At 45.6% G+C, this 15031-nt stretch carries 7 protein-coding genes and 1 pseudogene; 6 read left to right on the forward strand and 2 right to left on the reverse strand.

Annotation, left to right across the window (positions count from 1 at the left end; genetic code table 11):
* The first annotated feature begins 118 nt into the window (after positions 1–118).
* From smc to AOC21_RS02615, 4 genes are all read left to right on the forward strand, one after another.
* On the forward strand, positions 119–3640 hold the full coding sequence (smc, locus tag AOC21_RS02600) for a chromosome segregation protein SMC (RefSeq protein ID WP_215392243.1): 3522 nt from the start codon (positions 119–121) through the stop codon (positions 3638–3640).
* Complete coding sequence (locus AOC21_RS02605) at positions 3641–4714, forward strand: cell division protein ZipA C-terminal FtsZ-binding domain-containing protein (RefSeq protein ID WP_251371555.1); 1074 nt, start codon at positions 3641–3643, stop codon at positions 4712–4714.
* Between the two features lie 9 nt (positions 4715–4723).
* A complete protein-coding gene (gene ligA / locus AOC21_RS02610) occupies positions 4724–6751 on the forward strand; it encodes an NAD-dependent DNA ligase LigA (protein WP_215392244.1) in 2028 nt (675 codons plus the stop codon).
* A 132-nt stretch (positions 6752–6883) separates the two neighbouring features.
* Positions 6884–9436, forward strand: a complete 2553-nt coding sequence (locus tag AOC21_RS02615) for a tetratricopeptide repeat protein (RefSeq protein ID WP_215392245.1) — start codon at positions 6884–6886, stop codon at positions 9434–9436.
* Between the two features lie 98 nt (positions 9437–9534).
* On the opposite strand, the gene AOC21_RS02620 is transcribed toward AOC21_RS02615, so the two are convergent.
* A complete protein-coding gene (locus AOC21_RS02620) occupies positions 9535–12132 on the reverse strand; it encodes a [protein-PII] uridylyltransferase (RefSeq protein WP_215392246.1) in 2598 nt (865 codons plus the stop codon).
* Between the two features lie 4 nt (positions 12133–12136).
* Positions 12137–13036 (reverse strand): annotated as a pseudogene (gene map, locus AOC21_RS02625) (type I methionyl aminopeptidase); the annotation flags it as partial.
* Positions 13037–13241: 205 nt separating this feature from the next.
* On the opposite strand from map, the gene rpsB reads away from it, so the two are divergent.
* The gene (rpsB, locus tag AOC21_RS02630) at positions 13242–13991 is read left to right on the forward strand and encodes a 30S ribosomal protein S2 (RefSeq protein WP_011903288.1); all 750 of its coding nucleotides are present in this window, start codon (positions 13242–13244) and stop codon (positions 13989–13991) included.
* Positions 13991–14875, forward strand: a complete 885-nt coding sequence (tsf, locus tag AOC21_RS02635) for a translation elongation factor Ts (protein ID WP_215392247.1) — start codon at positions 13991–13993, stop codon at positions 14873–14875. The genes rpsB and tsf overlap by 1 nt, the downstream gene beginning before the upstream one ends.
* The last annotated feature ends 156 nt before the right edge of the window (positions 14876–15031 follow it).

Below are 15031 nucleotides of genomic sequence, written 5' to 3' on the forward strand. Positions count from 1 at the left end.
CATTATATAGATGGGGCAAAAACGCGTCCAAGCAGGCAAGAGCTTGCTATCATCTTCCCACTTTAGCTTTAATTTTTACCCCTTTATTTGAACCTCTTTTTTCCCTGCAAAGTACGCCGTGCAACTGAAATCCATCAAACTTTCCGGCTTTAAGTCTTTCGTAGACCCAACCCATTTTGAAATGCCTGGCCAATTAATTGGCGTTGTGGGTCCTAACGGTTGCGGAAAGTCGAACATTATTGACGCCGTACGTTGGGTTTTGGGTGAATCCCGTGCCAGTGAATTGCGTGGTGAATCCATGCAAGACGTTATTTTTAATGGCTCTGGTTTACGCAAACCATCTGGCCGTGCCAGCGTGGAACTCATTTTTGATAACACTGAAGGTCGTGCTCAAGGTCAGTGGAGTGCTTTTACAGAATTGGGTATTAAGCGCGTTTTAACTCGCGATGGAAATTCTAGCTACTACGTAAATAATCAAGTAGTGCGCCGTAAAGATATTCAAGATATTTTCTTGGGCACCGGTATGGGTCCAAGAGGTTACGCAATTATTGGACAGGGCACAATCAACCGAATTCTAGAAGCAAAGCCAGAAGAGTTGCGCGTGTTCTTGGAGGAAGCCGCTGGTGTTTCAAAATATAAAGAGCGTCGCAAAGAAACTGCTTCACGCTTAGAGGACACAGTAGAAAATTTAACGCGTGTTGAAGATATTTTGCGCGAACTCGATCAACAGTTAACCCGCTTAGAAAAACAAGCGACTGTTGCTGAGCGTCACGCAGAGCTTTCTGCCCAAATGAAATCTCAGCAACAACTGCTGTGGTTCGTGCGTCAGACCGAGGCTGGTAAAGAGCAAGAGCGTCACGCTAATGGTATTCGTGATACGCAAGTTGGCCTAGAGGAACAGACCGCCAAGCTACGCCACGTCGAAGCTGAGCTAGAGACAATGCGCACAGAACAGTACGCATTACAAGACAAGGTTTCTCAAGCACAAGGCGATTTATATCAAACCAATTCTGATGTTAGTCAGGTTGAGTCACAGATTCTTTACGTTCAAGAAGCGCGTCAACGTTTGCAGCAGCAAACTCAAGATTTGCAAGCGCAGTTACAGCGCTGGACTGTGCAAGAAACAGATGCGGCACAAGCACAGCGTACTACTGAGCATGAGCTGTCTTTAGCTGCTGAAAAAGAACAAACTCTCTTGGCAGATTTAAATGGGCTGCAAGAGCAAATGCCAAGTCGTGAAGAGGCTTACCAAAATGCATCACGTGAACTCAATAGTGCGCGTGATTCGCTGGCTTCTATTGAGCAGCGCTTGGCAAGTTTGGGCGAGCGTCTTCGCTCGATGTCTGCTCAGTCAGATGAATTAAAAGGGCGCGAGACTCGCCTTGTTAGTGAATTCGATGGTTTACGTCGTCCGGATGCTGAAGCGTTACAGACTGCGATAGATCGCCAGGTAATGGCAGCTCGTAAAGTGGAAGAGGCTAAGCAGCGCGCTGTTGAAACCCAGCAACGCGTTCCTGCTGCAGACGAAGCCCGTAATACTGCGCAGCAACAGATTCAGGTAGCTAATCAAGATTTGGCACAGACAGAAGCTAAATTGACTGCTTTGACTGCCTTGCAGGCTAGCGTTCAGGCCCAAGGCAAGATTGGGCCTTGGCTAGAAAGCAAGGGGTTGAAAGAAAGTAAGCGTCTTTGGCAGGAGCTCAAAGTTGAAACTGGCTGGGAAGCTGCGCTCGAGTCTGTATTGCGTGAGCGTTTGGCTGCGGTTACCGCAAAGAGTGTGCAAGAAACATTGGCTCTGGCTAATGATGCGCCTCCAAGTCGTTTGGCTATTTTGCTAACCGAAGAAATTACTCCGGCACACACCTCGGCTCCAGCGGACTTCACTCCATTGTTGAGTCGCGTACAAAGTGCTGGTGCAGCAAGACTCACCTCTGTATTACAAGAGTGGTTAGACAATATCTATATTGCTAGCAGCCTTGAAGATGCTTTGCATCGCCGTGAAAAATTACCTGCTGGTGGCGCATTTGTTACTCAGCAAGGACACTTGGTGAGTCGCGTTGGTGTACAACTTTACGCAGCAGATTCTGAGCAAGCCGGTATGTTGGCGCGCGCTCAAGAGATGGAAAGTCTAGAGAAGCAATTACGTGCGCAACAACTGATGCAAAGCGAGCTCAAGGGCGAGTTGGATCAGTGTGTAGCTAACTATCAAGCAGCCCATCAAGCGGCAGAGCAGGCCCGCGAAAATGCTGAGCATGCTGTTCAAGAATCGCATGGCTTTGAAGTAGAGAGAATGCAGTTGACCCAAGCTGAAGAGCAATATAGTCAACGTGCGGCGCAGATTCAGGGCGAATTAAGTGAATTGCGTCAACAGATGGATCAAGTGAGTCAGACTCAAGAGCAGTCTGCTGCTGAATTGCTTGAGTCAGAAGAATCTAAGCAAGGCTTGCAAGAAGCATTACAAGTTGCGCAAGAAAAGTTAGAGCGTTCCACTGAGGAACGCGATCGTTTGCGTGAGTCCCTTCGTGCTGCCGAGATGGCTGCTCAAGAGGCAGCTTTTGCTACTCGTTCTCTGCAGCAACGTATTGCTGACTTACAGCGTGATCAAAGTACTGCACGTACTCAGATCATGGAGATTCAGGATAAGCATGATGCTGCCGCTCAAGAACTCGAAACCTTAAGTGATGAAGAAGCGCAAGATAAATTACAGGGCTTATTACTGGCACGAAGTGCTCGCGAGGCTGCTTTGGCAAATGCGCGTACCGAGCAAGACGCTTTATTGCATCAATTGCGTGAGGCGGATGAGTCGCGCATGCAAGTCGAGCGTAGCTTGCAACCAATGCGCGATAAAGTTGTAGATTTGCAGTTGCGTGAACAGGCTGCACGTTTGAACTATGAACAATTTGCTACCTTGTTGTCAGATGCTGAGGCTGATCTCACTGCACTTGAGGCGAATTTCAGTACAGACCTGAAGGTTGGTGCTTTGCAGAGTGAAGTTAATAGCTTGAACGCCGAGATTCAATCATTAGGCCCAGTCAATATGGCTGCCCTGGATGAGTTATCTAGTTCACGCGAGCGTAAGCAGTTCTTGGACGCGCAATCCGCCGACTTGAATGAAGCGATGCAGACTTTGACAGATGCGATTGCTAAGATTGATGCCGAAACACGCGATCTCTTGCAGGGAACCTTTGATCAGGTGAATAGTCACTTTGGAAAACTCTTCCCAGAGTTATTCGGTGGCGGCCATGCTGAATTGGTAATGACTGGTGAAGAGATTCTGGATTCTGGCGTACAAGTAATGGCCCAGCCTCCTGGCAAGAAAAACAGTTCTATTTATCTCCTCTCTGGTGGAGAAAAGGCATTGACTGCGATTGCTTTGGTGTTCTCGCTTTTCCTTTTGAACCCAGCCCCATTCTGCTTGCTCGATGAGGTGGACGCTCCATTAGATGATGCAAATACCTTGCGTTATGCACAGCTAGTAGCCAAAATGTCTGATAAGACACAGTTTTTGTTTATCTCACATAACAAGATCACTATGGAAATCGCCCATCAACTGATTGGTGTCACGATGCAAGAGCAGGGTGTATCCCGTATTGTTGCGGTAGATATTTCTTCTGCTGTTTCAATGGTGGAGGCTGCTTAAGTGTACGTAGAACAAATCATGACGATGTTGGGTTTGTCTGATTTGCAATTGGCTTTAGCCGTTATTGGTTTATTGATTCTGATAACGGTAGCCATCCTAAATATTAAGTACGCTCGTGCTCGTCGTAAGGCAAAAGAGCAACGCGAATATGCCTTGGATGATCGTTTTGCGCGTGAGCCCAGCTTTGGTCAGGGCTTTGCTGATGGCGATACATCATCTCGTATCGAACCCAGTTTTAGCGATGCGCTCACCACGATCTCAGCTCCAGAAAAGTTTGCCATTGATCCACGGATTGATTGCGTCATCACATTACGTTTTGATGAAAGCATTAGCGGCGTAGAAATTTTGGATGAAATTAACGCCTGGAACGATCTAGAGGCACAGTCGACTGCTCGCTGGATGTGCGAGGGATTAAATGCTGACATTGATGCTGCTGAGGACTGGGAAGAATTAAATCCTGAGGGTTCCTATTCAGAGTTGCAATTGGCAATTCAGTTGGCTAGTCGCAAAGGACCTATTGGTGTTTTGGAGTTGTCTGACTTTTGCTCTCGCGCTCAAGCGCTGGCTGAGACCTTAGGGTCACAAATTGACATGCCAAGCGTTAGCACAATGCTGGAAAGCGCTAAAGAATTAGATGTAATGGCTGCTGAGAGTGATATTCAATTGAGTATCAATGTTCTATTTGATGAGCCTTGTCCTTGGGGTAACTTCGACGCTCTGATGCGTCAACGTGGTTTCAAGTTATCACGTAACGGACGTCAATATGAATATCTCAGTAAAGGCATAACGCTTTTCAATAGCAATGATTTGGATCCCAATCGTTCCGTTACCCAAGTTACTTTGCTCTTAGAGGTTCCTTTGGTTCTGCAAGAAGAGCGTGCATTTGAAAGAATGTTATCTGAAGGTGTTGAAATCGCACAAGCTGCCCATGGTCGCTTGGTAGATGACAATGGCATCAATTTGAGTGAGGCTGCGGTCATCAGCATTCGTCAGCACCTCGATGTTCTCTATGCCAATCTTGAGAAATCTGGTGTTTCTGCTGGATCTTCTACAGCTAGCAGACTATTTAGCTAGGAAATCACTTTGTCGTCCTCTAGTCCGACAAATTTAGCGGAGCGTTACGCATTCTTACAGGCGGAGCTTGCTCGCTTAGAGCATGCTTACTACGTTCTGGATAATCCACTACTCCCAGATATTGAATACGATCGCCTCTATAGAGAATTGCTCGAGATTGAAGCCGCTCATCCAGAATGGGTTACCCCAGAGTCTTTGTCCCAGCGCGTGGGTGGAGCAGCGCTAAAGGAGTTTGATTCAGTTACTCATGCTGTGCCGATGCTATCTTTAAACAACGCATTTGAAGATGCCGAGCTGATTGCTTTTGATCGTCGCTGTCGTGAGACTTTGCATACAGATCGCGTGACCTATGCAGGTGAACTCAAGTTTGATGGTCTAGCAATCTCCCTGCGTTATGAAAATGGCTCACTGGTAACTGCGGCAACGCGTGGTGATGGCGCCAGTGGTGAGGATGTTACTGCCAATATCAAAACGATTCGCGCTATTCCTCTCAAACTCACTGGCAAAAATATTCCAAAGGTTCTAGAAGTGCGCGGTGAGGTCTTTATGTACCTCAAAGACTTCGAGAAAATGAATCGACAAGCGGCAGAATTGGGCGAGAAAGAATTTGCTAACCCCCGCAATGCTGCAGCAGGCAGTTTGCGTCAGTTAGATTCTAAGATCACGGCAAAAAGACCACTATCTTTCTTTGCTTATGGCTTGGGCGCCCTAGAGCCTCAGTCATGGCTACCTAAAACCCATGAAGAATTACTCAATGCTTATGCTGAGCTAGGCTTACCGGTTTGCTCTGAGCGTAAGGTTTTGCATTCGGTGGAAGAGATCTTGGCCTTCTATAACGAGATAGGCGCAAAAAGAGATGCATTGCCGTATGACATTGATGGTGTGGTCTATAAGGTGAACTCATTTGCTGAGCAAGCAAAGTTAGGCTTTGTTTCAAGGGCTCCTAGATTTGCGCTTGCGCATAAGTATCCAGCCCAAGAAGCGCTCACAACCGTATTGGGCATTGATGTGCAAGTAGGGCGCACAGGCGCGATTACACCGGTAGCAAGACTTGCTCCCGTGGAAGTTGGTGGCGTTACCGTTACTAATGCCACGCTACACAATGAAGATGAAGTTAAACGCAAGGACGTACGTATTGGCGATACCGTTTCAGTGCGAAGAGCAGGTGATGTGATTCCTGAAGTGGTTTCAGTGATTAAGGATCGACGCCCAGCCGATGCAGCAGAATTTTTAATGCCCACTAATTGCCCGGTATGTGATTCACATATTGAGCGTTTGGCAGATGAGGCGGTAGCGCGTTGTAGTGGCGGACTTTTCTGCGGTGCGCAGCGCAAGCAGGCCTTAATTCACTTTGCCCATAGAAGAGCGTTAGATATTGAAGGTCTAGGTGAGAAGATCGTTGATCAATTGGTGGATCATAATCTCGTTAGAACCCCTGCCGATCTCTACAGGCTAGGCTTCACAGCACTAGCCAATTTAGAGCGTATGGGTGAGAAGTCTGCCGACAACCTTATTCAGGCGATTAACCAATCCAGAAGCACCACCTTAGCCAGATTTATATTTGCTTTAGGCATTCGTCACGTAGGTGAGACCACGGCCAAGGATTTGGCCAATCATTATCAATCGATGCATGCTCTCATGGATGCAAATATCGAAGATCTTCTCACGGTAAAGGATGTTGGCCCCGTGGTTGCGGATTCCATCACCAGCTTTATGCAAGAAGCACATAACCGAGAAGTGATTGAGCAACTATTAGCTTCTGGAATGCAGCTCTCTGTAGAAGAAAAAGTCATTAGCGCTGCCGTTGCAGGAAAAACATTTGTACTCACAGGCACATTCCCGACCCTTACAAGAGATCAAGCAAAGGATCTTCTAGAAAAGGCGGGTGCAAAGGTGGCTGGGTCAGTCTCCAAGAAAACCGATTACGTAGTTGCTGGCACTGACGCTGGTAGCAAACTTACCAAAGCTGAAGAATTAGGTGTGCCGGTGATTGATGAGGTAGAGATGCTGGATTTATTGAATGAAAAGTTGGCATAGCCAATTGAAACTGCAAAAGTCTGTTATCAGCTAGCTCCAGTCTCACATCTTTTTAGACTTGCTCAATATCATCCCAAATAAAATAGAATCATTGATATGAATCCCGACCTTCAATTGATGCTTCAGAAGACTATGCAAGCCCTGCAAAAGGGGGATTCTGATGACGCCAATTTAATCTTGAGTGGGGCTCTTCAAGCCGATATTAATAGTGCTGAGAGTATTTTTGAATTGGGCATTGCTTATGCCAAAGCCAATAGGCTTGAAGAGGCATTATTTGTCCTTGCTTGTTTGCAACGGCATCGGGTGAATGATGCAAGGATATTTTATAACCTGGGACTTATTCATTCGCTACAAGGTAATTATCTTCTCGCAATAGAGGCCTATGATTTGGCTCTAAAGATTCAGCCTGATAACGTTGATGCGTTAATTAATAAGAGCTCCATTTATATCGATATAAAAAATTATGCTTTGGCATTAGAGGTTCTGGAGAGCGCAATTAAAATAAGGCCCGATATTCCAGAAGCTTGGTCAAATAAAGGTATTGCTTTAAATAATTTGCATTTATATCAAGACTCATTAAATGCATACGATAAAGCCATTGATCTTAATTCGGGTTATTTTGAGTTTTGGTCAAATAAATGCGTGCCACTTCATAAATTAAAGCGTTTCGAAGATGCTTTGGAGGCATGTGATCAAGCATTAAATCTAAATCCCAATTACGCTGAAGCTTTTTATAACAAAGGAAATGTATTAAATGATCTGAAACGTTATGACGAAGCAATTGTCCATTACGATAAAGCGCTTAGCCTAAAGTCTGACTATCACGAAGCTTGGCTTAATAAGGGTATGACTCTAGATGCATTAAGACGTTATGACGAGGCAATTACTCATTACGATAAAGCGCTTAGCCTAAAGCCTGACTATCACGAAGCATGGCTAAGTAAAGGTGCGACCTTAGATACATTAAAACGTTATGACGAAGCAATTGTCCATTACGATAAAGCGCTTAGCCTAAAGCCTGACTATCACGAAGCTTGGCTAAATAAAGGTGTGTCACTGTATGCGTTAAAGCGTTGTGATGAGGCAATTACTCATTACGATAAATCGCTTAGCCTAAAGCAGGGCTATCACGAAGCTTGGCTCAATAAAGGTGTGGCCTTAGAGACATTAAAACGTTATGACGAAGCAATTGTCCATTACGATAAAGCGCTTAGCTTAAAGCCTGATTATCACGAAGCTTGGCTCAATAAAGGTATGACCCTAGATACTTTAAAGCGTTGTGATGAGGCAATTGTTCATTACGACAAAGCGCTTAGCCTAAAAGCTGATATTGAATTTGCTCCAGGTTATTTGGTTCACGCAAAGATGAAGTTGTGCAGTTGGTCAGGCCTCGAAAATTCACTGCAAGATATTTCTAAGAGAGTCATGGCAAACGAGAGGATCCTGCCACCCTTCCCATTGCTTGCTTTGAACGATGATGCTTTATTACATAAAAAATGCGCTGAAATATTTGTAGAAGATAAGTACCCACAAAATTATTTCTTAGGGGCTATTCCTCATCGACCAAAAAATAAAAAAATCAGAGTTGGCTATTTTTCGGCTGATTTGAAAAATCATCCCGTCGCTTTTCTGATTGCAGAGCTTTTTGAGATTCATGACAGGAGTCGTTTTGAGATATACGCTTTTTCCTTGGAGAGGGCGAGTGATGAGATGAGGGATCGCCTCCATAAGGCGTTTGACCATTTTATTGATGTGGAGCGAATGTCCGATGTTGCGATCGCACAGCTTTCTAGAGAGCTTGAAATTGACATAGCAATTGATTTATCAGGATTTACTCTAGGCGGGAGGACTGGGATTTTTGCATATCGTGCGGCACCAATTCAAGTGAATTATTTGGGCTATCCCGGCACTATGGGGGCTGATTATATGGATTACATCATCGCTGATAAAACATTAATCCCAGATCAGATGCAGCAGTTTTATGCTGAAAGAGTGATTTATTTGCCTGGTAGCTATCAAGTCAACGATACGAAGCGCGTAATTTCACATAAGCAATTTACCAGGCAGGAGCTAGGATTGCCTGAGAGCGGATTTGTTTTTTGTTGTTTCAATAATAATTTCAAGATTTTGCCTGCGACTTTTGCTGGGTGGATGCGCATATTAAAAGCAGTTGAGGGCAGCGTTTTATGGCTGCTTCAGGACAATGATTGGGCAGTTGAAAATCTTAAAAAAGAAGCTCGGCAGCAGGGTGTTGATGAAAGCAGATTAGTCTTTGCGGACAGGGTGCCGCTATCAGAACATTTAGCTCGCCTTCCTCAGGCGGACCTATTTCTTGATACGTTACCGTATAACGCTCACACTACTGCTAGCGATGCCTTGTGGGTGGGATTGCCGGTTTTGACGGCAATGAAAATGTCTTTTGCTAGTCGTGTAGCATCCAGCCTTTTAAGTGCCATTGATATGCCGGAGCTTATTGCTCATTCTCAGGATGAATATGAGGCTTTAGCAATTGAATTGGCATTGAATCCCTATAAACTTTTGGAAATTAAATCAAGGCTTGCGAAAAACCGTTTAACGGCTCCTTTGTTTAATACGCCACTCTTTGCTAAAAACCTTGAGACTGCTTATCTCAAAATGTACGATAGATATCAGGCTGGTTTAAAGCCTGAAAATATTTATATATGAGTTTTATTTGCTGACTTGAGCTTGCTCATCAATATTCCACATTGATTGATAGTGTCCTATCTCCCTTGGTGGGAGGGGCTCAAATATGCCTGGTTGGTTTAAGCACCCAGCGCTTCTAGCAACTCTGTTTCCAGCTGAATTTGTAGCTTGGGATTCTTGCCCAAGTTAGCGGCATCTAAGAGCAACACGTCCTCAACTCGCTCTCCCAGCGTATTAATCCGGGCAGTATGAATCGATACTTGATGTTTCGCTAATACTCTAGAGATCGTATAGAGCAGGCCGGTACGGTCACTTGCAGAGAGTGCTAGCGTGTAATAGCGACCACGATCATCTGGAACCATGTGCACGCGTGGCTGAATTGGGAATGTACGTGATTGTCGAGAGAGGCGGCCCATGCTTGGATTGGGTAACGGTTCGCTATTAGTTAGTGCGGCCGCAAGTTCAAACTCTACCAGCTGAATGATGTCGCGATAGCTGCCCCCTTCATCTACCAAATTACTGCCGGAGATTTGGAAGGTATCTAGAGCATATCCATGACGTGTTGTATGAATGCGGGCGTCCCAAATAGAGAAACCATGCTTTTCAAAGTAAGCGCAAATTCTGGCAAACAGATCTTCTTGGTCTTTAACGTAAACGGCAACTTGCAAGCCCTCGCCAATAGGGGACAGTCTTGCTCTCACAATAGGTTGATCGCTATTGACCTTGTTGTACAGATGACGTGTGAGCCACGCAATGTCTGATGAGTCCTGTCTTAGGAAGAAGGCTACATCTAACTGCTTCCATAGATCTTCATATGATTCGTCATTAATGCCATACAGACGCAATTTAGCTTTGGATTCTTCTTGGTGTTGCGCCAATTCGGATAAGGCATCTGGTTTTGCTCCACCCAATACTCTGAGTGTTGAACGATACAGATCTTCTAAGAGCTTGCCTTTCCAGGCGTTCCACACTTTAGGGCTGGTGCCGCGTACGTCAGCAACGGTTAGTAGATAGAGTGCGGTGAGATGACGTTCATCACCTACTTTTTTGGCAAATGCTTTCACAACATCGGGGTCGGTGATATCTTGTTTCTGAGCAGTTTGACTCATATTGAGATGCTCAGCGACTAGCCAAACTAATAGCTCAGTATCTTTCTTGTCCAGACCATGCTCTTTAGCAAACTTACGCATGTCTGCTCTGCCGAGTTGCGAATGATCGCCCCCACGCCCTTTGGCAATGTCATGGAAGAGTGCGGCAATCACAAGTAACCAAGGTTTTTCAAAGTGGGCAATGAGGCTACTACAGTATGGGAACTCATGGGTATGTTCAACCACCATGAAGCGACGTACGTTACGTAACACCATCAAGATATGTTGATCAACGGTGTACACGTGAAATAAGTCATGCTGCATCTGCCCAACAATCTTGCGGAAGGCTGGAAGGTAGCGGCCAAGAACGCTACTGCGATTCATAAGGTGAAACGCGCGGCTTACGCCTTCAGGTTGTTTCAGGATCTCAATAAAGAGTGCCCGATTGATTGGGTTGGTGCGCCACTTGCTGTCCATTTTCTGGCGAGCGTTATAGAGCGCTCTAAAAATCGTTGCAGACAGACTCTTTACATTGGATGTTTGGGCAAATACTAAGAAAGTTCTCAGAATTTGTTCTGGATGTTTTTGGAAGAGTTCCGGATCGGTAATATCCAATACTCCTTGGCGCTCAATAAAGTATTCGTTGCCCTCTCCAGGAATCGGATGCGTAGTTTTAGATTCTTGCGGAAAGAGAAGTGCCTCAATGTTTTGCAGCAGAACATCATTCAACTGAGTAACGGCTTTAGCGGCCCAGTAGTAGCGGCGCATAATGGCTTCACTAGCTCTGCGTGAGGATTCTTCTGTAATCCCCATGGATTCTGCCAATGCTGCCTGCAAGTCAAAGGCCAATACATCTTGCCTACGGCCTGCCAATAAATGCAAATTAGCACGTAAGGTTTCTAGGAAGCGTTGATTACGGTTGAGTTCTGTCAGTTCGCGCTGCGTGACCAGACCGGCTTCATTGAGGTCCTTAAAGGTGTCGCCTAATAAGGCGGCCTTACTCACCCAAGAAATCACCTGTAAATCACGTAATCCACCAGGACTCTCTTTGCAATTGGGCTCTAAAGAGTAGGGGGTATTCTGATACTTGTAGTGACGCTGAATTTGTTCGGCTTGCTTGGCTTGAAAGAAGGCCTTTGGATCCATTGCCGCTTCAAAAGCTTTGGCAAAGTCTTTAAAGAGTTGCTTCTTGCCGCAAAGGAGTCGCGCCTCTAAAAGGGATGTGCGCACAGTAATATCTTGCTCAGATTCTGATATGCATTCAGCAACACTTCTGACTGAAGAGCCAATTTCTAATCCTGTATCCCAACAGCTTGCAACAAATTGCTCAACTTGTTTTGATAGAGCCCTGGCTTTTTCTTCATCGGCCGGTAGCAGAATCAGAATATCAATATCTGAGTAAGGAAATAAAGCGCCTCTACCAAAGCCACCCACCGCAACTAAGGCGGCCTCATTATTTAAGCCGCAATGAATCCATAAGTGGCTAAGGAGCTTGTCACTCAACTTGGAAAGTTGTTTAGTTAATTTTCCTACCGACTGTGTTTTCTTGAACTCGTCGTAAGCAATTTCGCGAGCAGCACGCAGACTAGCTGCATCAGTGATATTGCCGGCTGCCTGAGGCTTGCTCATGAATTTATGCGCTTGCTAGAGTTGGTCTAAAAGACAGGCCTTTAACGCAATCTGGCGGCGGGTTGCTACCTTCCGACCAGGTAAGTACTTCAACGCCAGTCTGTGTCACTAGCAAGGTATGCTCCCACTGGGCTGACAGGCTGCGATCCTTTGTCTTTACGGTCCACTGATCAGGCATGGTGCGAATATCGCGTTTACCAGCATTAATCATTGGCTCGATTGTGAAGGTCATGCCAGCTTCTAGTTTTTCACCTGTGCCTGGACGGCCATAGTGAAGAATTTGTGGGTCTTGATGAAACACTTTTCCAATACCGTGACCACAGTATTCCCGCACTACTGAGTAGCCTGCTTTTTCTGCATGAGTCTGAATGACGTGACCGATGTCGCCAAGTGAAGCGCCTGGCTTTACTTGTGCAATGCCAAGCCACATACACTCAAAAGTAATTTGAGTGAGGCGCTTTGCCATGACTGACACTTCGCCCACCATAAACATACGACTGGTATCGCCGTAGTAGCCATCAGGAGTAATCACGGTAATGTCTAAGTTCACAACATCACCGGTCTTTAGAATCTTGTCACCCGGTATGCCATGGCAGATCACATCATTTACTGAAGTGCAGATCGATGCCGGAAAGGGCGGGTAGCCAGGTGGCTGATAGTTCAATGGGGCTGGAATCGTTTTTTGGACGTCACGCATATATTCATGGCAAATCCGATCGAGTTCGCCTGTAGTCACACCGGCTTTAACGTGGGGCGCCACATGATCAATCACTTCACTAGCTAAGCGGCCAGCCTCGCGCATCCCGAGGATGTCTTTTTCTGCGGTAAATACACTATTCATGCCTTGATTATCAACGACTTGGATTGTTTTGGTTTGGTCAGATTGCCTAAAATTTAGGCAAAAATCCCATTTTTGGGGCTTCTAGGGCCGATTTTGAGAATTGACCCCCTCTATTGCCCGGGGGTGAAGGTGGCTAGGGCATTGATATTTAAGCTATAATTTCGGTCTCAGGTCTATTTTGGACTTGAAATCGCGAGTTGAGCCTTCCAGGGTGGCGTTTTTTAGCGCAGCTAGGACTCAACTTTAGAAACAACCCTTAGGAGAAGTTATGTCAGTAACTATGCGTCAAATGCTGGAAGCCGGTTGCCATTTTGGTCACCAAACTCGCTTCTGGTCCCCAAAGATGGCCCCTTTTATTTTCGGTCATCGCAACAAAATCCACATCATCAACTTGGAAAAAACATTGCCAATGTTTCAGGACGCCCTGAAATTTGCAAAACAAGTTGCTTCTAATCGTGGCACTATTTTATTTGTTGGTACTAAGCGTCAATCACGCGAGATCATTGCTGAAGAAGCTGCTCGTGCTGGTATGCCTTACATCGACAGCCGTTGGTTGGGTGGCACACTCACCAACTTCAAAACTGTTAAAGGTTCCCTCAAGCGTTTGAAAGACATGGCGGTTGCTAAAGAAGCTGGCGACTGGGAAAAGCTGTCTAAGAAAGAAGCTTTGACTAACGACCGTGATCTCGACAAATTGCAAAAAGCACTTGGCGGTATTCAAGATTTGAATGGCGTTCCTGATGCGATTTTCGTAGTGGACGTTGGCTATCACAAGATTGCTATTACTGAAGCTAACAAGCTTGGTATTCCAGTAATCGCTGTTGTGGATACCAACCACTCACCAGAAGGTGTTGATTACATCATCCCTGGTAACGATGACTCCAGCAAAGCTGTTCTCCTTTATGCACGTGGCATTGCTGATGCAATCCTCGAAGGCAAAGCTAACTCTGTTCAAGAAATCTTGACAGCAGTTAAAGAAGGCGAAGAAGAATTTGTTGAAGAAGGGAAAGCTGAATAATGGCCGCTATTACCGCTGCAATGGTTGGCGAGTTACGCGCCAAAACTGATGCTCCGATGATGGAGTGCAAAAAGGCTTTAACTGAGGCTGATGGTGATATGGCTCGTGCAGAAGAGATTCTGCGCGTTAAGCTGGGTAGCAAGGCTGGTAAAGCAGCTTCCCGTGTAACGGCTGAAGGTATTGTTGCTACTTCTATCAATGGCACTACTGGTGCTTTGTTGGAAGTGAACTGCGAAACCGATTTCGTTTCTAAGAATGACGACTTCTTGGCGTTTGTAAATGACTGCGTGAAGTTGGTTGCTGAAAAGAACCCAGCTGACGTTGCTGCATTATTAGCATTGCCATTGAATGGTCAAACTGTTGATGAAGTTCGTAGCGCATTGATCGGTAAGATCGGTGAGAACATCATGCCACGTCGCTTCAAGCGTTTCGCTGGTAGCAACAAGTTGGTTTCTTATCTCCACGGCACTCGTATCGGTGTAATGGTGGAGTTCGAAGGTGACGAAACTGCTGCTAAAGATGTAGCAATGCATATTGCTGCGATGAAGCCAGTGGCTCTGTCGATGGCTGACGTTCCTGCAGAAGCAATTGCTGTAGAGCGTAGTGTTGCCGTTCAAAAAGCTGCTGAATCAGGCAAACCACCAGAAATCGTTGAAAAGATGGTTGAAGGTTCAATTCAGAAGTACCTCAAAGAGGTTTCTTTGTTGAACCAGACTTTCGTGAAGAACGATAAGCAATCTGTAGAGCAAATGCTCAAAGCTGCAAACACAACAATCAAGGGTTTCACCATGTTTGTTGTAGGCGAGGGCATTGAGAAGCGTCAAGACGACTTTGCGGCTGAAGTAGCTGCGCAAGTGGCTGCCGCCTCTAAAGCAACTGCTTAATTAGCTGGTTTGGGGCTTGCCCCGCTGCTTAGTAATACCCAAAAGGGCATAGAAACCTTAGTTTCTGTGCCCTTTTCTTTGATCCCTTATAAGCCCTTTATAATTTGGCGGAGATATTAAAAAGTGCTTAAAGATCAATAAGCTAAGTAAGTTAAT

Origin of the sequence: Polynucleobacter sp. VK25 (assembly GCF_018687355.1) — a bacterium.
Lineage (GTDB): Bacteria > Pseudomonadota > Gammaproteobacteria > Burkholderiales > Burkholderiaceae > Polynucleobacter.